At 61.1% G+C, this 25,040-nt stretch carries 16 protein-coding genes; 5 read left to right on the plus strand and 11 right to left on the minus strand.

The window, feature by feature from the left end:
* The first annotated feature begins 11 nt into the window (after positions 1-11).
* The 3 genes from SBC1_RS18435 to SBC1_RS18445 are packed head-to-tail and all read left to right on the plus strand — an operon-like array spanning position 12 to position 8,019.
* On the plus strand, positions 12-3,152 hold the full coding sequence (locus tag SBC1_RS18435) for an efflux RND transporter permease subunit (protein ID WP_241202165.1): 3,141 nt from the start codon (positions 12-14) through the stop codon (positions 3,150-3,152).
* Positions 3,149-6,496: an efflux RND transporter permease subunit gene (locus SBC1_RS18440; protein ID WP_165099943.1), complete on the plus strand. Its 3,348-nt coding sequence runs from the start codon at positions 3,149-3,151 to the stop codon at positions 6,494-6,496. The genes SBC1_RS18435 and SBC1_RS18440 overlap by 4 nt, the downstream gene beginning before the upstream one ends.
* Complete coding sequence (locus tag SBC1_RS18445; RefSeq protein WP_165099938.1) at positions 6,493-8,019, plus strand: efflux transporter outer membrane subunit; 1,527 nt, start codon at positions 6,493-6,495, stop codon at positions 8,017-8,019. The genes SBC1_RS18440 and SBC1_RS18445 overlap by 4 nt, the downstream gene beginning before the upstream one ends.
* A gap of 40 nt (positions 8,020-8,059) precedes the next feature.
* Here SBC1_RS18445 and SBC1_RS18450 read toward each other — a convergent pair whose 3' ends face one another.
* The 3 genes from SBC1_RS18450 to SBC1_RS18460 all read right to left on the minus strand — a co-directional run bounded on the left by SBC1_RS18450 (position 8,060) and on the right by SBC1_RS18460 (position 12,990).
* A complete protein-coding gene (locus tag SBC1_RS18450; RefSeq protein ID WP_165099933.1) occupies positions 8,060-9,448 on the minus strand; it encodes an MFS transporter in 1,389 nt (462 codons plus the stop codon).
* 90 nt (positions 9,449-9,538) lie between these two features.
* The gene (locus tag SBC1_RS18455) at positions 9,539-11,752 is read right to left on the minus strand and encodes an acetate--CoA ligase family protein (protein WP_165099930.1); all 2,214 of its coding nucleotides are present in this window, start codon (positions 11,750-11,752) and stop codon (positions 9,539-9,541) included.
* Between the two features lie 8 nt (positions 11,753-11,760).
* Complete coding sequence (locus SBC1_RS18460) at positions 11,761-12,990, minus strand: acyl-CoA dehydrogenase family protein (RefSeq protein ID WP_165099927.1); 1,230 nt, start codon at positions 12,988-12,990, stop codon at positions 11,761-11,763.
* Positions 12,991-13,130: 140 nt separating this feature from the next.
* Between SBC1_RS18460 and SBC1_RS18465 the strand changes: the two genes are divergently transcribed.
* Positions 13,131-13,979: an IclR family transcriptional regulator gene (locus SBC1_RS18465; protein ID WP_241202164.1), complete on the plus strand. Its 849-nt coding sequence runs from the start codon at positions 13,131-13,133 to the stop codon at positions 13,977-13,979.
* A gap of 233 nt (positions 13,980-14,212) precedes the next feature.
* On the opposite strand, the gene SBC1_RS39945 is transcribed toward SBC1_RS18465, so the two are convergent.
* The 8 genes from SBC1_RS39945 to SBC1_RS18500 form a co-directional block, all read right to left on the minus strand.
* Complete coding sequence (locus SBC1_RS39945; protein WP_241202163.1) at positions 14,213-14,362, minus strand: BrnA antitoxin family protein; 150 nt, start codon at positions 14,360-14,362, stop codon at positions 14,213-14,215.
* A complete protein-coding gene (locus SBC1_RS39950) occupies positions 14,304-14,480 on the minus strand; it encodes a hypothetical protein (RefSeq protein ID WP_241202292.1) in 177 nt (58 codons plus the stop codon). Before SBC1_RS39950 ends, SBC1_RS39945 begins: the two co-directional genes overlap by 59 nt.
* Before the next feature lie 68 nt (positions 14,481-14,548).
* On the minus strand, positions 14,549-15,982 hold the full coding sequence (locus SBC1_RS18475) for a TolC family protein (protein ID WP_165099924.1): 1,434 nt from the start codon (positions 15,980-15,982) through the stop codon (positions 14,549-14,551).
* The gene (locus SBC1_RS18480) at positions 15,972-17,339 is read right to left on the minus strand and encodes an HlyD family type I secretion periplasmic adaptor subunit (RefSeq protein WP_241202162.1); all 1,368 of its coding nucleotides are present in this window, start codon (positions 17,337-17,339) and stop codon (positions 15,972-15,974) included. The genes SBC1_RS18475 and SBC1_RS18480 overlap by 11 nt, the downstream gene beginning before the upstream one ends.
* 64 nt (positions 17,340-17,403) lie before the next feature.
* Positions 17,404-19,530, minus strand: coding sequence for a type I secretion system permease/ATPase (locus SBC1_RS18485; protein WP_165099918.1), 2,127 nt, complete (start codon positions 19,528-19,530; stop codon positions 17,404-17,406).
* Positions 19,520-20,068 (minus strand): adenylyl-sulfate kinase, encoded by a 549-nt coding sequence (cysC, locus tag SBC1_RS18490; RefSeq protein ID WP_165099913.1) that lies wholly within the window; start codon positions 20,066-20,068, stop codon positions 19,520-19,522. Before cysC ends, SBC1_RS18485 begins: the two co-directional genes overlap by 11 nt.
* Positions 20,069-20,077: 9 nt before the next feature.
* Positions 20,078-20,893, minus strand: coding sequence for a sulfotransferase (locus tag SBC1_RS18495; protein ID WP_165099907.1), 816 nt, complete (start codon positions 20,891-20,893; stop codon positions 20,078-20,080).
* A gap of 128 nt (positions 20,894-21,021) precedes the next feature.
* Positions 21,022-23,484: a matrixin family metalloprotease gene (locus SBC1_RS18500; RefSeq protein WP_165099903.1), complete on the minus strand. Its 2,463-nt coding sequence runs from the start codon at positions 23,482-23,484 to the stop codon at positions 21,022-21,024.
* A 331-nt stretch (positions 23,485-23,815) separates the two neighbouring features.
* Between SBC1_RS18500 and SBC1_RS18505 the strand changes: the two genes are divergently transcribed.
* On the plus strand, positions 23,816-25,039 hold the full coding sequence (locus SBC1_RS18505; protein WP_165086648.1) for an IS110 family transposase: 1,224 nt from the start codon (positions 23,816-23,818) through the stop codon (positions 25,037-25,039).
* Position 25,040 lies beyond the last annotated feature (1 nt).

Here is a 25,040-nt window from a genome sequence, read left to right on the forward strand (position 1 = left end):
ACCCGCCCCCGATGAATATCTCCCGCCTGTTTATTCTCAGACCGGTAGCCACGCTGCTGCTGATGATCGCCCTCGTATTGGTGGGCCTCGTCGCGGTGCGCGTCCTGCCGGTCTCCTCGCTGCCCAACGTCGACTATCCGACCATCCAGGTGCAGACCTTCTATCCGGGCGCGAGCCCGGACGTGATGGCCACCACGGTGACTGCGCCGCTCGAAGTGCAACTGGGCGAGATTCCCGGCTTGCAACAGATGACCTCGTACAGTTCGGACGGCGCCTCGGTCATCACGTTGCAGTTCGACCTGTCGCTGAACCTCGATATCGCCGAGCAGAATGTCCAGCAGGCCATCAACGCCGCCAACAGTTTCCTGCCGACCGGCCTGCCCGCGCCGCCGACCTATGCGAAGGTGAATCCGGCCGACCAGCCGATCCTGACGCTGGCCGTCACCTCGACGTCGATGTCGCTCACGCAGTTGGAAGACGCGGCCAATAACCGCCTTGGGACGAAGATTTCGGAAGTCTCGGGCGTGGGCGTGGTGACCACCAGCGGCGGCAATGTACCCGCCATCCGCGTTGAAGCGGACCCGCACAAGCTGGCCGGTTACGGCCTGAATATCGACGATCTGCGCACGCTGCTCAGTTACGTCAACGTCAGCCAGCCGAAAGGCAACTTCGACGGTCCGGACCTCGACTACACCATCAACGGCAACGACCAGATCAGCGACCCGAAGGATTACCTGAACACGGTAATTGCTTATCAGAACGGCGCGCCCGTGTTCATGAAAGACGTCGCCAACGTGAGCCAGGCGCCTCAGGACGTCGAGCGCGGCGCCTGGTACAACGGCACGCCGGCCATCGTGCTGAACGTCCAGCGGCAACCGGGCGCGAACGTGATCGCGACCGTCAACCAGATCATGAAGCAGCTGCCGCAGCTTGAATCAACGCTGCCGGCCGGCATGAAAGTCACTGTCGTCACGGACAGCACGGGCGTGATCCGCTCGTCGGTCTCCGACGCGGCGCTCGAACTCGGGCTCGCGATCGTGCTGGTGGTCGCGGTGATCTTCGTGTTCCTGCGCAACGTCCCGGCCACCATCATTCCGAGCATCTCGGTGCCGGTGTCACTGATCGGCACGCTGGCCGTGATGTACCAGTTGAACTACTCCATCGACAACCTCTCGCTGATGGCGCTGATCATTGCCACCGGCTTCGTGGTCGACGACTCGATCGTGATGATCGAGAACATCGTGCGTTATCTTGAGGAAGGCAAGACGCCGCTCGAGGCCGCGCTCGAAGGCGCCGGGCAGATTGGCTTTACTATTCTTTCGCTGACCATCTCGCTGATTGCCGTACTGATCCCGCTGCTCTTCATGGGCGGCGTGATCGGGCGCCTCTTCAGCGAATTCGCGGTGACGCTCGCGGTCACTATCGTGCTGTCTGCCGTGGTCTCGCTGACCGTGGTTCCCATGCTCTGCGCGCGCCTCCTGAAGGCTCGGAAGGAACGCCATCCGAGCCGCTTCGAGCGCATCAGCGAGGGCCTCTTCGACAAGACGCTCGCCGCCTACGAACGGGGCTTGATCTGGGTGCTCGATCACCAGTTGCTGACCCTGATGGTCGCAGTCGGCACCGTGGTGCTGACGGGCGTCCTGTATGTCGTGATCCCGAAGGGGTTGTTCCCGGTGCAGGACGTCGGCGTGATCGAGGGTATCAGCGTGGCTGACAACTCGGTCTCCTACAAGGCGATGGTGACGCGCCAGCGGGCGCTCGCCGATGCGATCATGAAAGATCCCGATGTCGTCTCGCTCACCTCCTACGTGGGGATCGACGGCACCAACTCCACGCTGAACAACGGCCGCTTCCTGATCAACCTGCGCGACCACGACAAGCGCTCGGATACAGCACAGGAGATCGCCCGGCGCCTGCAGGATGAAGTTTCCAATGTGTCCGGGATCAAGCTCTATATGCAGCCGGAGCAGGATCTGACGCTCGACACCACGGTCTCGCCGAACCAGTACAGCTTCGTGTTGCGTGGGCCGAACCAGCAGGCGTTCCAGAAGTACGTGCCGGAGCTGGTTGCGCGCCTGAAGGCGATCCCATCGCTTGCCGATGTACAAAGCGACATGAACACCGACGGCCTGAGCGTGAATGTTGAAGTCAACCGGCAACTGGCCGCGCGTTTCGGCATCACCCCGGCCACGATTGACAACGCCCTTTATGACACGCTGGGCCAGCGTATTGTCTCGACCATCTTCCAGCAGTCGGACCAGTACCGGGTGATCCTCGTCGCCAAGCCCGAGTCGCTGCCCAACGTGGAGTCGATCGGCAATATCTATCTGCCAAGCCAGACGAGCAGCACCGGCCAGGTGCCGCTCTCCGGGATCGCCAAGATCCAGATCGTCAAATCGCCGCTCGTGATCAGCCACCTGGCGCAGTTCCCGGCCGTCACCATCTCGTTCAACCTCGCGAAGGATGCGTCGCTGAGCACGGCGGTCAAAGACGTCCACGCAGCCGAACAGGCGGTCAATCTGCCGCCGTCGATCACCTCCTCGCTGCAGGGCGCGGCGCAGGCATTCCAGGATTCGTTATCGAGCGAGGTGTACCTGCTGATCGCCGCGCTGGTGGCGGTGTATATCGTGCTGGGCGTGCTGTATGAGAGCTTCATCCATCCGGTAACCATCCTCTCCACGCTGCCTTCGGCGGGGATTGGCGCACTGCTCGCGCTGATGATCGCCGGCAGCGACCTCGACGTGATCGGCATTATCGGCATCGTGCTGCTGATTGGTATTGTCAAGAAGAACGCCATCATGATGGTGGACTTCGCGCTCGACGCCGAACGCAACCACGGCAAGGCGCCGCGCGAGGCAATCTTCCAGGCGTCGCTGCTGCGTTTCAGGCCGATCCTGATGACAACACTCGCCGCCATGCTCGGCGCCCTGCCTATGCTGCTTGGCAGCGGCACGGGTTCGGAGTTGCGTCGTCCGCTGGGGCTGGCGATCATCGGCGGGCTGACCTTGAGCCAGATGCTCACGCTCTTCACCACGCCAGTCATCTATCTGTTCTTTGATCGGATGGCGGAGCGCACGAGGCGCTGGCGCAATCGCGGGGGTGACCAAGGCAAGCCTGAAGCGCCGGCCGTTCCGGAGGAGGGTGCGCCGTGAACATATCGGCGTTATTCATCCGGCGCCCGGTCGCGACCACCCTTCTGGCGATCGCAATCCTGATCTCGGGCGCTCTGGCTTATTTCCAGCTTCCTGTCGCGCCGCTGCCGAATATCGCCTTTCCGGTGATCGTGGTGCAGGCCAACATGGCTGGCGCGAGCCCGGACATCATGGCGGCGACCGTGGCCGAACCGCTTGAGCGGCGGCTCGGCACGATTGCCAACGTGGAAGAGCTGACTTCGATCAGCTATGTCGGCTCGTCGATGATCGTGGTCGAGTTCGGTTTGAACCGCGATATCAACGGCGCCGCCCGCGACGTCGAGGCGGCCATCCAGGCGGCGCGCGCAGACTTGCCGACCACCCTGCGCAGCAATCCGACCTATCGCCAGTACAACCCGGCGGATTCGCCCATCATGGTGCTTGCGCTGACCTCGGACACGCTCACCAAGGCGCAGCTCTACGACTCCGCGGATTCCGTAATCCAGCAGCAACTCTCGCAGGTCAACGGCGTGGGCCAGATCACGCTGGGCGGCGGCGCGTTGCCCTCGGTGCGCGTCGAGTTGCAGCCGGGCAAACTGAATAGCTACGGCCTCGGCCTCGAGGACGTCCGCGCGGCTATCAGTGCCGCCAATGCCAACAGCGCGAAGGGACACCTCGACCAGGGCGACCAGCGCTACGTGGTCTTGTCCAACGACCAGATCAACAAGGCGGCGCCCTACCGCGACCTGGTCGTTGCCTACCGCAACGGCGCGCCCGTGCTGCTGCGCGATGTCGCCCAGGTCAGGGACTCCAACGAAAATATCCGCAACGCCGGACTCTATAACGGCAAGTCGGCCGTGCTGGTGATCGTCTATCCAATGCCCGGCAGTAACGTCGTGAGCACCGTCTCGCAGATCAGGAACGTCCTGCCGGCCATTGAGGCGACGCTGCCGAGCAGCGTCCATGTGGGCGTTGCCATCGACCGCTCGGAGTCGGTCCGGGCCTCGGTGGCCGATACCGAGCGCACGCTGTTCATCGCCGTGCTGCTGGTGGTCGGCGTGGTGTTCATCTTTCTGCAGTCGCCGCGCGCCACGCTGGTGCCGGCGGTGGCGTTGCCGCTGTCAATCGTGGGTACCTTCGGGCCGATGTACCTGCTCGGCTACAGCATTGACAACCTCTCGCTGATGGCGCTCACAATCGGCACCGGCTTCGTGGTGGACGATGCGGTGGTGGTGCTGGAAAACATCACGCGCCACCTCGAAATGGGTTTAAGTCCGAAAGAAGCTGCGCTGAAAGGCAGTGGCGAAGTGGGCTTCACGGTGATCTCGATGAGCCTCTCGCTGATCGCGGTGTTCCTGCCCATTCTGCTGATGCCGGGCATTGTCGGCCTGCTGTTCCACGAGTTCGCAGTGACGCTGTCCATTGCGATCCTGATCTCGCTCCTGATCTCGCTCACGGTCACACCGGCCATGTGCGCGTACGTGCTGAGCCGCGAGCACGCCGGACATTCAAGGGCTCGCTGGGCGGTCTGGATCGAAGCGCAATTCGAGCGTTTCAAGAACGGCTACGCGCGTTCGCTCACCGCCGTACTGGACCATTCGCTGCTGGTCATCCTGTTGCTGATCGCGCTGCTGGTGGGCAACGTCTTCCTGTTCAAGCTGCTGCCGGCCACCTTCTTCCCGGAGCAGGACACGGGCATCCTGGGCGGGCAGATCATCGCCGATCAGAGCATCTCCTTCACGGCGATGGAAAAGAAGCTCGCCCAGTTGCAGTCGATCGTGCAGAAGGATCCGGCGGTTCAATCGGTGGCCGGCTTTACCGGCGGCCGCGCGCTGAACACCGCAAACGTGTTTATTGAACTCAAGCCGCTGGCCCAGCGCCATGCGACCGCCACCGAAGTGGTCAACCGCTTGCGGCCCAAGCTGAACCAGGTCTCCGGCGCGCGGCTTTTCCTGCAGGCGCAGCAGGATCTTCGAATCGGTGGACGGCAGTCGGCCGCCGAATACCAGTACACGCTGACAAGCGATGATTCCGCCGCGCTGTTCGCGTGGACGCCCAAGCTAGTGACCGCGCTCAACAAGGACCACGACCAGCTGCTCGACGTCAACTCGGACCTCCAGCAAAATGGTCTGCAGACCTACGTCAACTTCAACCGCGCCACGGCGGCTCGCTACGGCTTCGCGCCGAACCAGATTGACAACGTGCTCTATGACGCGTTCGGCCAGCGGACCGTATCGACCATCTACAACGCGCTTAACCAGTACTTCGTGGTGATGGAGGTGGCGCCGCAGTACTGGCAGTATCCCCAGACGCTCAACCAGATTTTCATGAGCACGGCGGCGGGCAATCCGACCGGCTCGCAGCAGACGCAAATGCCGGGTTCAACGGTCACCGGCGTGACGGCCGCGAGCGCAGTCAGCACTGGGTCGAGTGCGTCTTCGAGCACCAACTCGCTGAACTCGAACGCGCAAGCTAACGCGACCAACAACAGCATTTCCAATAGCAAGGGCGGCAGTTCGAGCGGCAGCGCGGACAGCACCTCGGCCGAGACGATGGTGCCGCTGCCGGCACTCGCCAGCTACGTCAGCAACCATACGTCGACCCAGGTGAACCATCAAAGCGGGCTGGTGGCCGCAACCATCTCCTTCAACCTCCCCGCCGGCGGGTCGCTCAGCAAGGCCCAGGTCGACCTTGAGAATGCGGAGCGCGAAATTGGCATGCCGGCCAGCATCCACGGTGCGTTCGCGGGCGCGGCGCAAGCCTACGCGCAGTCGATGGGCACCATCCCGCTGCTGATCCTCGCGGCTCTCGGTGTGGTCTACATCGTGCTGGGGGTACTCTATGAGAGTTCGATTCACCCGCTCACAATCTTGTCGACGCTGCCCTCGGCCGGTATTGGCGCCACCCTCGCGCTGCTGATTTTCGGCACGCCGTTCTCCGTGATCGCGTTGATCGGCATTATCTTGCTGATTGGTATTGTCAAGAAGAACGGCATCATGATGGTGGACGTGGCGATCCAGTTGCAGCGCAACGAAGGCATGCCGGCCAAGGAGGCCATTCACGCCGCCGCCGTCGTGCGTCTGCGGCCGATCATGATGACCACGTTCGCCGCCGTGCTCGGTGCGGTGCCGCTCGCGATCGGTATTGGCCAGGGCGCGTCGCTGCGCCAGCCGCTGGGTATTACCGTGATGGGCGGCCTGATCCTGAGCCAGGTCTTTACGCTGTACACCACACCGGTGATCTACCTGTACCTGGACCGGTTGCGCTTCAAGCTCGTCAAGTGGTCTTCCCGACTGCCATGGAACCGGCAAGATGAACAAATGGGGCCGCCGGAGCAATCGGGGCAAACGGATACGAAGGCATGAAGATGAAGATTTCCTCCAAACCCCTGGCCGCCGTGGCGGCCCTGCTGCTCGGCGGCTGTATGGTCGGTCCTGACTACCACCGGCCGCAGGTCAGCGTCCCCGCGACCTTCCGCGAATTGCCCGGCTGGACCCAAGCCGAGCCAAACGCTGACGGGCCCAAGGGCGCGTGGTGGACCGGTTTCAACGATCCTCTCCTTGACCAGCTCGAACCGCTGGTGAAGGTCTCCAACCAGACCGTGGCCCAGGACTACGCCAACTATCAGGAGGCGCTCGCCGACGTGAAGGTTGCGCGCGCCGGCCTGTTTCCAGTCATTGGCGTGACTGGTTCGGCCACCCGGCAACGCAGCGCGACCGGCACGACAACCACCAGCGCGAGCCGCAGCTTCGCCAACCTGCAAACCGTGAATAACTCGGGCTCGCTCGAAGGCAATGTCAGTTGGGCGCCCGACCTGTGGGGCTCGGTGCGCCGTACGATTGAACAGAATGCCGCGACCGCGCAAGCCAGTGAAGCGACGCTCGCGAATGCAACGCTCTCCGAACAGATTGCACTCGCGACCGCCGTGATTGATTTGCGGACCAGCGACGCCAATATTGACTTGCTGCAGCAGACGGTCAAAGCGTACCAGCACTATCTGAACGTAGTGGCTGACCAGGACAAGTTCGGCACCATCGCGCCTTCCGACGTGATCACCGCGCGCACTCAACTCGAAACCGCGCAGTCAAACCTGATCGCGCTCGGCGTGGCACGCGCCCAATACGAGCATGCCATTGCGGTGCTGGTCGGCAAGAACCCCGAGGACCTGGTCATCCCGCACAGCACCGCGATGCCCACTTTGCCGGCAATTCCGGTTGGCGTTCCTTCAACCCTGCTGCAACGCCGGCCTGATATAGCGACGGCCGAGCGCCAGATGGCGTCCGAGAATGCCGCGATCGGAGTCGCGGTGGCGGCGTATTACCCGACGGTATCGCTGTCCGCGCTGGACGGCTTCACGCAGTCGCCGTTGGGCGGCTTGCTGCATATAGCCAATTACGTTTGGTCACTGGGCGGCAGCGCCACCGAGACTATTTTCGACGGCGGCGAGCGCAGCGGTGAAGTCGCGAAGGCCAAGGCGGCTTATCAGGCAGCCGTCGCGAATTACCGCGGCACCGTGCTGACCGCGTTTCAAGATGTCGAGAATGATCTGTCCGGCTTGCGGATTCTCGCCGAGCAGTCTGACGCGCTCGATGCCGCCGTGCGCGATGCAACCCGCGGCGCTGAAATTGCCTTCAACGAATATCAGGCCGGCACGGTGGACTACACCACCGTGGCGACCGCGCAAGCGACCCAGTTGAGCAATCAGCAAACCGCGTTGAACGTGCAGGAGTCGCGGCTGCTCGATGCCGCTTCCCTGATTGGCGACCTCGGCGGGGGCTGGTCGGATAGCGCGCTGCACGATCCACGGAATCCGGACAGTGCGGCGAGTGCCGCGGATGCCGCCAGCGCTGCTAGTGCTGCGACTCAAGCGACTCAAGCGACTCAGTAAGTCGAAGAGATTGTTCACGCGGGTTCATTGGCGACGCTTCCTACCGCTGCGTGGTTCCAAAGCCCGGTTGCGCCGGCGCATTGCCGGCGGGCTGCCCCGTCGCGAGCTTGCTCCCCGAGGCGGGGAAGGCGATCAGCATCAACACGACGCCCGCCATCAATACAACGGCAAGCCCGATCAACCCAACCTCCGCGCTTCCCGTATGCATCTTGGTCCAGCCCACGAATGCCGGGCTCACGAACCCGCCCGTGCCACCGAGACTCGTGATCATCGCGATGCCGCCAGCCGCCGATGAGCGCGGCAAGAATGTCTGCGGTATCGTCCAGAACACGACGAAACAGCCATACGACGCCGCTGCCGCCAATGCGAGCAGACACACGCCGATCGTCACGTTGTGGCCCGCTATGGGCAGCAGCGCAAACGCGAGTGCCGTCACGGCCGCGCTGCCCGCCACGTGCCAGCGGCGGTCCATCATCCGGTCGGAACTCGCTCCAACAACGTAAGTCCCGATCGCTGCCGCAATGAACACGAGGGCCGACAGCAAGCCGACATTGAGCACGTTCGCGACGCCCAAATCGCGAATAATCGTCGGCGCCCAGAAGCCGATTGCATTGAACGGCATCATCACGGCGAAATAGACGAGCGCCGCAAGATAGACACGCGGATTGGCGAGCGCGCCACGCAGTCCGTCGAGATGGCCGGAGCGCTTCGACTGTTCGTCGGCAAGGAGTTCACGCGATATCAACGCCTTCTCGCCGTCGCTGAGCCATCGAACCTCCGCGGGCGAATCGCCGAGATAGAAAAAAGCGAAGATGCCGAGCGTGACAGCGGGCACGCCTTCCAGAAGGAAGAGCCACTGCCAGCCGGGCAAACCGCCCACCCCTGCCAGTCGCGTCATGATGAACCCCGACATCGGGCCACCAATGATCCCCGCCACAGCGGTGGCCATCATCAGGAATGCGGTGACGCGTGCGCGCCGGGCACCCGGAAACCAGCAGCTCAGATAGAAGATGATCCCGGGGAAAAAGCCCGCTTCGGTGACACCCAGCAAAAACCGCATGGCGTAGAACTGTGTCGGTGTGCGAACGAACATCATCAGGCTCGACGCGAGCCCCCACGCGAACATGATGCGCAGGAGCGTGCGGCGCGCGCCGACGCGTTGCATCCAGAGATTGCTCGGCACCTCGAAGAGCACGTAGCCGATAAAGAACAGGCCCGCGCCCAGGCCGTACGTCGACTCGGAAAAGCCGAGGTCGTGCATGAACTGCAGCTTGGCGAAGCTGATGTTCACACGGTCGATATAGCTGATCACGTAGCAGAGAAACAGTAGCGGAATCAGCCGGAAAAACACCTTGCGATAGGTACGCTCGACTTCGTCGGCCGTAGTGTCGCCGGAGGTCGCTGCGCCGGTTTGCGGTTGGCTGTGCATGATGGTCTCGCGAAGAATGCGAACTGACGTTGAGCGTCGCGGTGTCTCGGCGACGCCCGGTTTCAAAGCGGCCGGGAGAACTCGGGAACACTATCCGTCGATAACAGCCTGGGCGCAATGCTCGCTTTCATGTGCCTCGCTGCCAGCGGCCGTGGGTGGCGGCAGGCAACGCGCAAGCGCATCGCCCGCGCGTACGCCCTTGCCTGCAGGCAGAACAAACAGCGGGTTGATGTCGAACTCCTTCAGACCCGGTGCGAGGTCGAGTGCCATCGCGGACATTGCAACAATTGCGTCGGCCAGTGCATCGATATCACCCGGTGGCTTGCCGCGCGCGCCGTTGAGTATTGCGTATGCACGGAGTTCGCGGATCATCGCGTGCGCGTCAGCGCGTGAGACCGGAGCGAGGCGCCACGCCACGTCCTTCAGCACCTCGGCGTAGATCCCGCCGAGTCCGCACATCACAGCAGGTCCGAACGACGGATCATTCTCTATGCCGACGATCATCTCCACCGCATCGCGAATCTCTTCCTGCACGAGCACACCGTCGATCCGCGCGCCGCAAACATGGTGCCGTGCGTTCGCGACAATTTCATCGAACGCGTCCGCGAGCATCGCCTCGTCGCGAATGCCGACGCGCACCGCGCCAGCTTCGGTCTTGTGCGGGATATCGGGCGACTGGACCTTGATGACAAGTGGAAAACCGATCGACCGCGCGATCGACCGCGCTTCGTCCTGGTTGCGAGCGAGCGCGCCCTTGGGTGTGTCGATCCCATAGTGCGAAAGGAGCGCCTGCGCCGCGTGCTCCGTCAGGTAGCCCGGACTCTCGGCGAGCAACGCGTGCGCTTCCCTGACATGACGGCGCACAGGTGCCGGCGCGAGTCGTGCCGCCGCCTGGGCGCGGCGTGCCTGCGCATAGTTCGACAGCACCGCGAAAGCGCGCCCGCAGCGCACGGGCGTTGCATAGAGCGGCACGCCGCTCTGCTCGATCACGTCGTACGCTTCGCTCGCCATGTCGCGGCGCGCATTCCAGGCGAGCATCATCGGCTTGTTGGTCGCGCGGTAGACACGCACGATCGCCTCGGCCATCGCGAGCGCGACCTCGCCGCTCGCAGCCGCCGCCATGATCGCGATCGAGTCGATGCCGGGATCGTCGGCGATGATCTGCAGGGCATCGGCAAATATCTTTGGCTCGGCGAGGATGCCCGCGGTCAGGTCAACGGGATTATTCAGCGACGCAAACGACGGCACGATGGGCTCGAGCGCGGCGAGCGTCTGCGGAGACAAAGGCGGAAGCGTCATGCCCCGTTCGCTGCATGCATCGGTGATGAGAATGCCGGCGCCGCCCGAGAGCGTCACGACGGCGATCCGGTTGCCGCCCGGCAGGCGTCCCGCTTCGAACGCCTTCGCGTAGTCGCCGAGATCGGCCACGTCCGTGACTTCGATCACGCCCGTCTGACGGAACGCCGTGCGATATAACGTTGACGCACCGCCGAGATTCGACGTATGCGAAGCGGCCGCCTTCGCGCCATCTGTGGTATTGCCGACCTTCCACGCGAGGAGCGGCTTGCCAGCATCGAGGGCGCGGGTTGCGACTTCAACGAGCCGCCCCGCATCCTTCAATCCTTCGATGTACGTAGCAATCAGCGACGTTTTTGTATCGTCGATGCAAGCGTCGACAAGGTCGAGCAGACTCACATCAGCTTCGTTGCCGGTCGTGATGAAATGCCGCAAGCCGATGCCGAGTTCGTCGGCCATGAGCAACAGCGCGCAGCCGAACCCGCCGCTCTGCGAAATCAGCGAGAGGCCCCCGGGCCGATAATCGACGCCAAATGGCGCGCCGAAACCTGCGTAGACGCCAGTGTCCGTGCTGACGAGACCCTGGCAATTCGGTCCGATGATGCGAAGGCCAAAAGCCTTCGCAATCGACGTGCATTCACGTTGCAGCGCGGCCCCGGCAACGCCCGCTTCGGCGAAGCCCGAGCTGTAGACAATCGCGTAGCGGATGCCTTTCTTGCCGCACTCGCGCAACATGTCTGGCACGCGCCGCGCGGCGACGAGGATCAACGCGAGATCGGGCGTTGTGGGCAGGCTCTCAATGCTTGCGTAGCACGCAACCCCCGCAATGTCAGCGTATTTGGGGTTCACCGGATACAGCACGCCTTGATAGCTGTGCTGCATGAGAAAGCGCATCGGCTGGCCGCTGATCGATTTAGGATCGTTCGACGCACCGATGATCGCGATCGAACGTGGACTGACCAGCCGCTCTATGTCGAGCGCGTGTGGCAGCGTCATTGATGGTTGCATGGCGGCGCTCATGCGGCACGCGCAGCAGTCGTGCCGACGCTGTCCTTCGCCTGCGCTTCCTTAGCCTCTGCCGCGCGCCGCAGCGTAATCTTCGCGATGTTCAATTGATGGATCTGCGTGGTGCCTTCATAGATGCGAAATGCGCGGACATCGCGATAGAACCGTTCCACTGCATTGCCCGCGAGATAACCGCGTCCGCCGAGCATCTGCACGGCCCGGTCCGCAACCCGCCCGCACATCTCAGAGGCGAACATCTTGCACATTGATGCTTCCAGCGCGACGTCCTCGCCGGCATCGCGTTTGCGCGCGGTGTCGAGAATCATCGAGCGGGCCGCATAGATCTCCGTCTGGCATTCGGCTATCAGCGCCTGCACGAGCTGGAAGTCGGAGACTGGCTTGCCGAACTGCTCGCGAGTGGACGTATAAGCAACCGCTTCGTCGAGCATGCGGATAGCGGGACCTGTGCACAGCGCGGCAAGGTGGATGCGCTGCTTGTTCAGCACCTTCATCGTCGTGCGAAATCCCTGCCCTTCAATTCCACCAATCAGGTTCGCCGCCGGCACGCGGCACGCTTTGAAATGCACATCGCCGACGGGAGAACCCGCCTGTCCCATCTTCTGATACGGCTCGCTCGTCGAAAGGCCGGCCGTGCCACGCTCAACCAGGAACGCGGAAATGCCGCCTGCCCCCGGGATTGACGGATCGGTGCGGGCCATGACCGTGAAGAGATCAGCAATGGGCGCATTCGTGATGAAACACTTGTTGCCGTCGAGCACATAGTGGTCGCCGTCGCGCCGGGCGGTTGTCTGTAGCGCGGTCGCGTCGGACCCGGCATCCGGCTCGGTCAGCGCGAACGCGCCGGTCATCAACCCCGATGCAAGTAGCGGCAGGTAACGCTGCTTCTGGTCGTCCGTGCCGTCCGCGACGAGTGCCTCGGAGCCGATGCCCGTGTTCGTCCCCACGCGCGCTCGAAACGCGACCGACGCTTGCGAAAGCGCGAACGCACCGCGAACAAGTTGTTCCGTCGAAAGGCCTGCACCGCCGAAATCGCGCGGGATGCTCCAGCCGAAGTAGCCGAGTTCGCGCATCCGCTCGACGAGATCCGCGGGGACCTGATCCGCCTGCTCGATCTCGTTTTCGCGCGAAATCGCCTCTTCTCGCACGAAACGCGTTATATCGGCGAGTAGTGAATTGAACGTATCGACCTCAGCGTCGAATTCAAGAATTTGTCTGCCCATTGCTGTCTCCGTCATGTGTTCGGCTTATGGCTTCACTATCGAACTTTCCGAACAAAAAGGCGCTCGGTGTTCGACTATGCTGAACAGAGTTTGAATATGCAGAACACGCGGAGCAAAATGAGGCAATTGGAGGAGGCACCATGGACCGCAATAAGACGCCGGAAACGGCACCGATCGCGAGCGATTATCTGGATTCGAAGGCGCGCTATGTTCCCGATGAATTCGACGGCGACCGGCAATTCGCCACCACGCTGGCGCGCGGCCTTGACATACTCCATACGTTCACGCCGCGCGATTCGCAGCTTGGCAACGCTGAACTTGCGGCGCGCACCGGCATGACCAAGGCCACGATCTCGCGGTTCACGTACACGCTGACGAGGCTCGGCTACTTGCGCGTGAACCGGATGAACAACAAGTTCCAGCTCGGCTCGGCCGTGCTGTCGCTCGGCTATCCGTTGCTCGCGAGTCTCGCCGTGCGGCAGATCGCGCGACCGTCGATGAAGGAGCTGGCGGACCACATCCGCGGTTCGGTGTCGCTTGGCATGCGCGACCGGCTGAACGTGGTGTACCTTGAAAGCAGCCGCAGCAGCACGCCGCTCGGCTTGCCCGCGGACATCGGCTTGAGCTATCCGATTGTTCGCACCGCCATGGGCCGCGCCCTTCTCGCGGCGCTGCCGGGCGAACGGCGCGAGGCGCTATTAAATGAGATCTCAGTCAAGACGCCCGACGAATGGAACACCTTCCGGGACCGGGTGCTGCAGAGCATCGACTATTTTCATGAACGCGGCTTTTGCGTGTCGTACGGCGATCTGCGACGCGAAGTGCACGCCGTGGCCGTGCCGATGAGGCCATCGGCCGACGGCGAGATTCTAGTGTTCAACTGCGGCGTGCCTTCTTACCTGCTCAAGGACGGACAGTTGGAGCGCGATGTCGGGCCGCGCTTGTTGTCCATGGTGCGAAGTGTGGAAGGAGCGATGGGGATTTATTAGGGTGACGGGCTGGAGAGGCGATTAAAGCCCAGACAGTTCCATTGGTAATCCCTGACGCTACGAAACAGGTCGTCCGCAATAAGCCTCGATTCGGTACCCGTCAGGGTCGATGACATAAGCGGCGTAATAGTCGCTCACGAAGGCGCTTTTTTCCACTCACCATAGTGCCATCTATTCAACCGATCCGCTCGCCCGAACAAAAGACACGAGAGAACCGGTCGAATAAGTCCACGTTATAGCTCGTGCTCCATCAGGTACGTACGTAGTGCATCGTTCATGCGTGTTTGCCACCCGTCACCCTTAGCCCTTAACCGCTCAATGATGTCAGCGTCGTAGCGGCTTGTCACAAGCACTTTCGGGCTGTCCTTGGGTGGACGGCCCATGCGTTTTTTTTTCCAGCAATTCCGAAAACGGCCGCATTGCCTTGATGTTGGCGCTCGGCACTTCGGCAGAATCAAATTCATGCTCGATTTCCACAGTGGTTTTTTCACGCTTACTCATAGTCTCTCACCTCTCTAGCGTTCGCTTTGGGCAGGCTGATAACGCGCATGGATTCATCCCGGAACGGGTCATCGCATGTCAGCGGTATCGAGTCGTCCAAGACTCCCGGCAAGCCTCAACCGCGCAGCGCGCCAGTCTGCAAGCGCCTGTACACGCTGCTGCTGCGCGTTCGCCAGCGCTGTCTGCGCATTCAGCAATTCAAGAATATTGCCTACGCCGGCCTGATATCGATGCTGAGCCGCAACAAACGATCGTTGCGCAATATCAAGCAGCGTTGCGCTGTCCTTTACGCTGTCTGTCGAAGTCTGCACGGCTTGGTAGCTGTTCCAGACCTCCAACCCGACCTGCTGGCGCGCGTCATCGAGCGCGTCCTGCTGCTGTTCGAGCTGCGCCTGCGTCTGCCGGACCTGATACGTGCGATTGAAGCCTTCGAAGAATGGAATTGTCACCTGTACACCCACATACCACTCGTGTCCGCTTGCAGGGTATTCCGGAATGCCCAATCCCAGACTGGCCGGCTGATTGTCCCGGCTGTATTTCGACACGAGGCTGAGGTTCGGCAGGCCCTGCGCGCGAGTCTGGTCTACTTTTGCGGCCGCCGCATCCGCTTGTGCCAGCGCCGCCAGGACCGTGGGGTGGTCGCGGCGGGCATCCTCAATCAGTTCGCCCACCGATTGCGTGAAAGCCGCGTCAGGCTGCACGCCATCTGTTACGACCGGCAGGACAACGGGTACGTCTGGCAAGAGATCCATATCGGAGGCGAGCGTTCCTGCAGCCGCTTGCCATGTCCCTTGAGCCTTGTTACGGCTCAGCACGGCCTGTGTATAGGCCGTCTGCGCCTGCAGTGCGTCCGAGATGGGCGCTATACCTCTGTCGACACGTGCAGACGCGGCCTTCGCGCTGTCGCCAGCCATGCGTTCAATATCCAACGCGACGGCGAGCGCACCCGCGGCGGCCTGTGCAGCGTAATAATCCTTCGCAACTGCCACAAAGAGACTTTGGAGCGTCGCATTCTCGGTCGACCGGGCTGCGGCGAGCAGTGCTGACGCGTTGCGAACGGCCGCTGCGCGAGCGCCAAAGTCATAGAGTGTCCAGTTCAACGACACGCTTTCGGTATTGATGGTCGCGAGTGTTGCCGAGCTCAGTGTCGGATGGCCTGTGACGTCAGTGACAGCATTGTCGCGCATGACCTGTCCGTTGCCGGAAATAGTGGGCAAATACGCCGAGCGTGCGACGCCGAGGCCTGCCGCCTGAATCTTCACGTCTGCCCAAGCTTCCCGCGTTTTAGGATTGCCGCACAACGCGCGCTCAATCGCTTCCGTCAATAGAAGTGGCCTGGATAGCAAGCCGAATTGGCATCCAACCGCATCCGGCACCATTGCACCGGCGGGGGTCGGCGAGATCCCCACTTCAGTGCGAAGCACATCGAAAGCCTCCGCGCTCGATGTCGCCATAAACAGCCCCGTCGCCACCATAGTCACCAGCAGTTGCTTAGCGCTCACGCATGCTCTCCTGGGCGCTTTCCATCAATGGACCAAGGAAGTACCCTGCCACGCTGCGTTTGCCGGTCTTGATATCGGCTGTGACTTCCATGCCGGGGGTGAGTCTGATCCATTTTTTCTCCACGCGAATCCGGTTGGTCGACAGCCGGATTCGAACCGGGAAAGTCAGGCCAAGCTTCTTGTCCTGGACTGCATCGTTCGACACCGACACGACCGTCCCCGTGATAAACCCGTAGCGCGTATAGGGAAACGCTTCGACCTTGACAGCGACAGCCTGGCCGGCATCCACGAAGCCTATATCCTTGTTCTGGAGTTGAGCCTCCACTTCCAGCGTGTCGTCCGGCACGATCTCCATCAGGGATTGAGCCGTCGTCACAACGCCGCCGAGGGTATGCGCAGCCAGTTGCTGAACGGTCCCTGAAACCGGTGCGCTCAGGCTTAACAACGCCTGACGGGTTTGCGCCTTGGTCTCGTCATCCCGGTTTTGAGCGACCTGCTGCGTGTCCTTTTCCAGTTCATCAAGTTGGTCTCTGCGGAATTTCGACGAGGCAGATTCGATCTCCGCACGCTGCTCCGCAATACCCGCAGCCAGTTCGCGCGCGTGACTCTGTTGTGCGGGTAGTTCGTGCTCCTGACCGAGTGCCGTCTGCTCCTTGTCGAGATAGTCAGTCTGCGCAACATATTTATCCCCCGCGAGCGATTTGTATTCGTTCGCCTGCTGACGGGCAAGAGGCGCCGTTGCCTGGAGTTTCGCGACCTCCTGACGGGTGCTGTCGAGTTCCGCCTCCCGCTTGAGCAGCTCAGCGCGAGCGCTGTCGACTTTGTCCTGGTATTCGAGGAATGCGCCTTCAGCCAGGCGCTGCGCTTCTTGCATCCGGTCATCGGTAGCGCCTTCGACGTGCTTAACCACTGGTGGCCGATTGTCATGTAACGCAGCGAGAAGCGCATTCGCGCGGGCAGCTCCGAGTTGGGCATCGAGTTTCGATGACTGTGCTTTGTCGGCGTCGGCCGCCGCCTGCGTCGTGTCGAGTTTCATGAGCAACTGGCCCGCAGTCACGCGCTCGCCGTCGTGGACCAGAATCTCGCGGACCACGCCCGTCATGGCCGGCTGGATCACCTTGATGCGCGCATCAGGTACAAATTTGCCCGATGCCGACACGACGATATCCAGTCTGCCAACGATACCAATCAGCAGAACCAGTACCGTGAAAATCACAATACTGCGCATCGCCCAGCGTGGCGCCGGATGCACCGGTGTTTCAACCAGTTCAAGCTGTGCGGGGAGGAACGCAAGCTCATGCTCAGCACGGGCGGCAGAGTCAAACTGATCGCGTACAGTCCAGGCACTGCGGAACACAGCGGCATAGCGGCATAGCGGTCGAATAAATCGCTCAACGCCTGCAATCGCAAGAATTTCATGGTCAGCCGTCCTGCAGCGATACGAGGTGCGCGTAGTAGCCGCCGAGCCGCAGCAATGCTTCGTGGTTTCCCTGCTCGACGATCTGGCCTTTATCCATCGCTACGATCTGGTCAGCATGCCGCACCGCCGTCAGCCGGTGGGCAATGATGATCACCGTGCGTCCTGCGCACATTGCCTTCATGTTGTTCTGGATCACTCGCTCAGTTTCAAAGTCCAGCGCACTCGTTGCTTCGTCAAAGACCAGGATGCGCGGATTGGTCAGGAGCGCGCGTGCGATTGCCAGACGCTGCCGCTGGCCACCGGACAGGTTCGAACCGTGCTCACCGACCATCGTGTCGTAGGCTTCCGGCAGCTCACAGATAAAGTCGTGCGCACCGGCAAATTTCGCGGCTGCGATCACCGCGGCGAGCGGTGCCCCGGGATCGGTCAACGCGATGTTGTCCCGGATCGAACGGTTGAAGAGCAGGTTCTCCTGCAGCACGACGCCGATCTGGCGACGTAACCACGCGGGATCGGCCAGGGCCAGATCGATACCGTCGATTCGAACGGTGCCCTGCTCCGGGATGTACAGTCGTTGCAGCAGCTTCGTCAGCGTGCTTTTGCCAGACCCAGAGCGACCCACGATACCGATTACCTGCCCCGCGGCTATATTCAGTCCGACGCTGTCAAGAATCGGTGGCCCGTCCGGGCGATAACGGAAACGGATATTGTCGAAGCTGATATCGCCCTTGAGGGCAGGAAGCGCCTGACGGCTTTGCGGCAGTTCTGTGCGGGAATTCAGAATGTCGCCCAGGCGACTCATCGAAATGCCAACTTGCTGGAAATCCTGCCAGAGCTGCGCCAACCTGAGTACCGGCGCACTCACCCGTTGCGACATCATGTTGAAGGCAATCAGTTCTCCAACGGTCAGCTTGCCGTCTATAACCAGCTTCGCGCCCAGAAACAAGGTGCTCAGCGTCACTAGCTTGCCGACCAACTGGATGAGTTGCTGCCCCACATTGCCCAGCGAACTCACCCGAAAGCCCGCACTGACATACGCGGCCAACTGCGTCTCCCAGCGCTTGATGAACTGCGGTTCCACGGCCATCGCCTTGACCGTCTCGATGCCCGAGACCGCCTCGACAAGGAAGGACTGGTTGTCCGCCCCACGGGAAAACTTCTCGTTCAGGCGACTGCGGAGAACTGGCGTCAGACCCGCCGAGATCGCCCCGTAGACCGGCAGCGAGATAGCGACGACCAATGTCAACCAGACGCTGTAAAGACACATCACGGCGAGGAAGATGAACGAGAACGTCAGGTCGATAAGTGCGGTCAGCGCCTGTCCGGTCAGGAAGTTCCGGATGTTCTCGAGCTCACGGACGCGGGCAACCGTATCGCCCACTCGGCGCGCTCCGAAGTAAGCCAGCGGCAACGCGACGAGGTGACGGAAAAGCCGAGCCCCTAACTCGACGTCGATGCGGTTTGTGGTGTGCGCGAACACGTAATTGCGCAGCCCGGTAAGCAGTACCTCGAATACCGAACTCACCAGCAGCGCCACACACACTACGTTGAGTGTGCTGTACGTCCGGTTGACGAGAACCTTGTCCATCACCACCTGGAACATCAGCGGCGATACCAGTCCAAAGAGTTGCAAGACGAGCGAAACACCGAGGACTTCGAGAAGCAGCCGCCGATACTTGACGACGGCAGGAATGAACCAGGAGAAGTCGAAACGGGCCAGTTCGCCCGCCAGCGACGCCCTTGATGTGAACAGTAGGACCCGGCCACTGGAACGCTCAATGACCTCGTCGATTGGTCGCACAGCGGGCGACTGCATGCCGGGTTCCAATACCAGCGCTGTCTTGCCGTCTGAACCAGCCAGAATAAAGTGTCTGCCCGTGCGATCCAATACAAGTGCCGGGAACGGTGTTTGCGCGAGGCGTTCTGGCATTAATGCAACGGCGCGCGCCTTAAGCCCGATACCGCGTGCGGACAACACAAGTTGCGCTTCGGAAAATGCATCGCTTGTGACTGCCGCGGCATGCTTGAGTTGCGACGGGTCGGTGGCTATGCCATGAAAGCGTGCAATGAGCACCAGTGCCAACAGGCCAGCATCTTCCATCTGTGCCGGTTGCTCTTCAATACCCATGGTTCAATTGCCGGTAGTGTTGTTCAATCTGCAGTGCCGCCGCTTCGGCGGACACGCTTTTGGTCGCGATCGAAATGTCTGGCGCGCAAGGCGGTTCATATGGATCGTCCCACCCGGTCAGCCCCTTGATCTCGCCAGCCCTCGCGCGTGCGTACAGTCCCTTGGGGTCGCGTTCGATACACGTTTGCAGAGGCGTATCGATGAGGACTGGGAAGCAACGGTGGTCACCAATCCGTCGGCGCGCGACTTGCCGGTCGGCCTGGTATGGAGAAATCGCGCTGACCAGAACGATGAGGCCCGTGTCGACCATCAATCGCGCCACTTCGCCGATGCGCCTCACGTTCTCGGCGCGGTCCTCCCTCGCAAAGCCAAGGTCACGGTTGAGTCCCGTGCGCAGTTCGTCTCCGTCCAGCACGGACACGCGGTATCCGTGCGCTCGCAGGTTGCGTGCGGCGTGCGTCGCAATCGTCGACTTTCCTGCGCCTGACAATCCGGTGAGCCAGTAGCAGCAGCCTATTTGTGCGTTGTGCGTATGCATATTCACGTCCTACAGTATCCGGACGCGATGCACATTGAGTTCCGGCTTTTCCCAGAAGTGGGTATGCGCGTACTTCGCGAAAAGATCAGGTGGAATAGATGGCTTGCGTGCCCGATGCTCGACCTTCGCCCTGACCTTGTGCAATCCGGGCATACCCAGCAGTGCGTCGTAGTCAGGCTCGTCATATGCCACGTGGTCCAGGTCGTGACTGAACCAGGGTTCGCCAAGTTCGTCATAGAGTCCACGCAGGGTCTGCTCCGGCGCACGCACCAGATGATCGTACGGCACGACGATCAGCCGTTTCGCCTCGTCACCGAACCACCCTTCGCGCAGATTGCTCCATGGCAAGCCGATCAAACCGTTCTCCGAATTCATGAGCGTTTCCACGCGGGCATAAACAGAAGAACCCGGCTGGAAATTGAACATGCGGGACAGTTGAAGGGGATTCTTCGCCAGCATTCGCTCTACGCTGTCAATAATCCAACCGATGTCGCGCACGCAGCAAATAATGCGGGATTCGGGATATAGCGCCTTCAGCAGCGCCGCACTTCCCGTCCAGATTCGATTGGTATCGAACACGACCTCGCTCGGCTGAATGCCTGCGTAGTAGCTGTCGAAAACGCCACGCAGCATGGCGGCGCGCTTTGCGTCGTCAAAGAACACGGCAAACTCGCCCCCACACATTTTTTTATGCATCGTTCCGCACAGAGAGGCGACGGGACTGGTCATCGCCGCCGTGAAACGCGGATTCTGGCGCAGCAAAGCACACAGCAGAGTCGATCCGGAACGGGGCAGACCCGAAATGAGATGAAGCTTGTTGACCACAGAAGATCCGGTAATTCCCGCAGCGTTCACCACGAGAAATATTCTATAAATACAATTAGTTATCCTGATGTCATCGCGCGCTTGTGCTTGCGAGGACATCAGGGTAATTCAGTGTCGCTAGATCAAGCCTAGTGCACGGATGCAGCGAGCATGGGCTGTGCGTTCAGTTGCTGGATGGCCGCAAGGCTCGTGATACCGGCCGGCATGGGAGCGTACGACGCCATCGCCTGGATCAACTGGTCGATCTGACTTCCCGACGTGTTGGACGCGGTAGATGCGGCGGCGCTCGAGGACAATCCCGGGCTGTACGTCGACTGGATGCCAGCAATATCCGTACTGTCGAGCGTCCGGTTATTCGAACCCAGGTCGTAGTACATGATCGAGTTCTGGTCGGCGTTGTCGGCCAACCCGAATGCATGCCCGATCTCGTGCAGCATGACCTGCTCGAGCGTTGCGTCGGTTCCGGAGTACGTGAGTTGACCGCTGGCGCCTGCGACCAACGCGTCCTGGTTCGGATCTTCCAGTTCGATGTTGGCCCCAGCCATTTGTCCGTTCTTGGCCTGGTAGGCGGTGTAGCCCACCACGCCCGTGCTCGCGGTATTGAGCTCGCCGAAGCCAACGCTGATGTCCGATTGGGCCGAACCCGAAACCTCCTCGAACGTGATGCCAGACGCAGCCGACCATGTGGCGAATGCCTGCTGGAGATCGGTCTCGTAGGCGCTGTCTGCTGCAGCACCCGCTTGCGAGTTACTTGCGCCCGGTGTGCCGGCGAGGCTCCAGGTGATGACATTGCTATCCCACTTCGCCCCTTCGAGCATCGACATGCCGGTTCCGGCGGTGGGTGTGGACATCGCCGTTTCGTAGGCTTGATGGAGACCGGATTCGGCTGCAGTTGCACCCGCCTGATCACCTTTCGCCAGATCCGCTTGGGCGATTGAACCGATGTTGCTGCCTACCGCCGCCTGGACCGTGCTCGCGCTGCCGGCGAAGCCGTAGCCGCCGTAAAAGCCATAGCCGCCACTGACAATTGTGGCTCCCCATCCTTCTGAATCCGCCAGCATACGATCGGAGTTATTGTCACCGCCAATGTAATATCCCGTTTCCGAACCGGTCAAGGAATTGAACATAGAAGCTGAGGTCTCTGTACCGGTGCTCTGGTTAAACATATCGACCTGCGACGCGTAGTCTCCGCCGCTGAATAATACTTTCTCGTAAGCGTATTGCGCTCCTGGATTGAATAGGTCAGCTTCAGTTTCCACTCCATTCGTGCCATAGAGAACGCTCTCCATCTCCTGGCCTACCGTGTTGTAGCTGATGTCCTGGATTACGTTGTTGCCGCTGAAATACAGCGCGTAGGCCGCATTCTGATCGCCTGCATTAAAGAGCAGCCGCTCGGTCTCTGTCGTTCCACCACCAAAAATGTCCTCTTGGGTTTCCTGACCTGTTCCCGTGTTAAAGCTTGCCTGATAGCTCTCTGTTCCATTCGCACCGTAGTAAATCTGCGTTCCCGCGTACTTACCCCCCGCAGAGAACAGATTCGCCTGCGACGTGCCATTGACGAAGTCGAACAGGTCCTCGGTCTGCGTTCCGCTAGCGTTCGTCCCGCTGTAGAAAACATCTTCCACGGATTGCCCGCTGGACAGCCCAGTGTAGAGGAGCTCCTGCGATGTCCCATTGGAGAGATTGAAGAGAGCCGCGGTCTGGGTGCCGGTTCCGTTCGCGCCGGTAAAGGCTTGCGTTTCCGATGTCTCGCCACTCGGCAGTCCGGTGAAAGTGCTCACCTGCGAGTTACCCGCACTGAAATCTACAATCTGCGAAGATTCAGCGCCGGTTCCATTGGCCGCCTTATAGTTATCGACCAGTTCCGAAACCCCGCTGCCGAGGCCAGTAAAGAATTGCGCCTGCGACGTGCCGTTAGTGAAATCGTAGAGGTCTTCGGTCTCCGTTCCACTCGCGTTTGCTCCACTGAAGAATTGGTCCACGGACGACTCCCCACTGGACAAACCAGTGAACGAGTATTCCTGCGATGTCCCGTTGGTGAGGTCGAAAAGCGCTGCGGTCTGGGTGCCGGTTCCGTTGGCGCCAGTGAAGGCCTGAGTTTCTGATGTTTCGTTACTCGCCAAGCCGGTGAACGTTGTCACCTGCGAGTTACCCGCACTGAAGTCAGTGATCTGCGAAGATTCGGTTCCGGTGCCGTTGGTCGCCATATAGTTCTCGACCAATTCCGAGATCCCACTGCCCAAGCCAGTGAAGTATTGCGCCTGCGAAGTGCCGTTAGTGAAATCGTAAAGGCCCTCGGTCTGCGTTCCGCTGGCGTTCGTCCCGCTGAAGAATTGGTCGAGCGACGACTCTCCGCTGGACAGCCCCGTGAACGAGTACTCTTGCGAAGTCCCGTTGGTGAGATTGAAAAGCGCTGCGGTCTGGGTGCCGGTTCCGTTGGCGCCAGTGAAGGCCTGCGTTTCGGATGTTTCGTTACTCGCCAACCCAGTGTAAGTGCTCACCTGTGAATTACCCGCACTGAAGTCGGTGATCTGCGACGTTTCGGCGCCAGCGCCGTCAGCCCCCATATAGTTCTCGATCAGTTCCGACACTCCACTGCTTAGGCCTGTGAAATATTGAACCGCCCCGGATTTGGTGGAGGCTCCAACTCTTGAGAGTGATTCATCGGGTTTTTCCCGACCCCGAAGGATGAAGCGCACGACTGCTGCAGGCGGATCTGGGAAGGAATACGATTACGAGGCAGCGGTGGTCGAGGTCGGCCCATTATCTGGTGCACTGAGCCCGTTTGAGAGTTGGACCCGCAACCCTGCGAGCACCCCGAATTGTGACCGAGGGCAAATGTCGCCCTGCCGGAGCACGCTTACCAGAATCCGATAACGAGGGTTGTCGCCGCTGCCATTCTCTATCTTGCAGGAGGGCAGCATGCAGGTACTCTATCCGCGCTGTGCCGGGCTGGACATACATAAGGACATCATCGTCGCCTGCGTCCGTTGTGTGTCTGCGCCGGAGCACCGTGAAGTGCAGAGATTTTGCAGTACCACTAAGGGATTGCTGGCGCTGTCGGACTGGCTGGCCGTCCATGGCTGTTCCCACGTGGCAATGGAAGCCACCGGCGTTTACTGGAAGCCAGTGTGGCACGTTCTCGAGGGCTCCTTCGAACTCGTGCTGGGCAACGCTGCGCATATTCGGAACGTGCCTGGCCGCAAAACCGATGTGAACGATGCGACGTGGATCGCAGACCTGCTCGCACACGGGCTGATCCGCTCCAGCTTCGTCCCGCCGGCCGCGATCCAGGAGTTACGTGATCTGACACGCACACGCAAACAGCTGACGCGCGAGATCGCCCAGCATTGTCTGCGTGTCCAGAAGGTGCTCGAGGATGCCAATCTCAAACTGGGCAGTGTCCTTTCTGACGTACTTGGCGGCAGCGGACGCGCGATTCTGAAGGCCATCATCTCGGGCGAGAACGATCCGGTGCTGCTCGCGGCACTGGCGCAAGGTCACGCGCGCAAGAAGACGAGTGAACTACGCGAAGCATTGCGCGGCCGCATAACTTCACATCACCGTACGATGCTCGCGCTGCATTTGCAGCTCATCGACGCCCTTGAGCACGCGCTGACTGAACTGGATGCCGCCGTGGGACTTGCTCTGACGCCAATCCGGCAGCACGTTCAACTGCTAAGAACCATTCCCGGCGTCGGTGACCTGACCGCGCGGGTCCTGGTGGCCGAGATTGGGGTCGACATGACGCGCTTTCCCGATTCCGCTCACCTCATATCGTGGGCCGGACTGTGTCCCCGCAATGATGAGAGCGCCGGTAAGCGCCGCAGTACGCGTGTCCGCAAGAGCGGCACATGGCTCAAGACGGCACTCGTGACTGCCGCATGGGCCGCAGTACGTACGAAGAACAGCTACCTGTTCGCCCAGTTCACTCGCGTCAAGGCGCGGCGCGGTTCAAAGAAAGCAATCATCGCAGTGGCTGCGTCGATGCTCACCGCAGCGTGGCACATGCTTCGCAATGGCGTGGAATACGCAGATCTCGGTGCAGACTATTTCACCCGGCACGACATGCAGAGCACCGTTAAGCGATTACTAAAACGCCTCACGGATCTTGGATATCCGGTGCAGCCAGCTTCCCCGTCATAAC

Origin of the sequence: Caballeronia sp. SBC1, assembly GCF_011493005.1 — a bacterium.
Classification (GTDB): Bacteria; Pseudomonadota; Gammaproteobacteria; order Burkholderiales; family Burkholderiaceae; genus Caballeronia.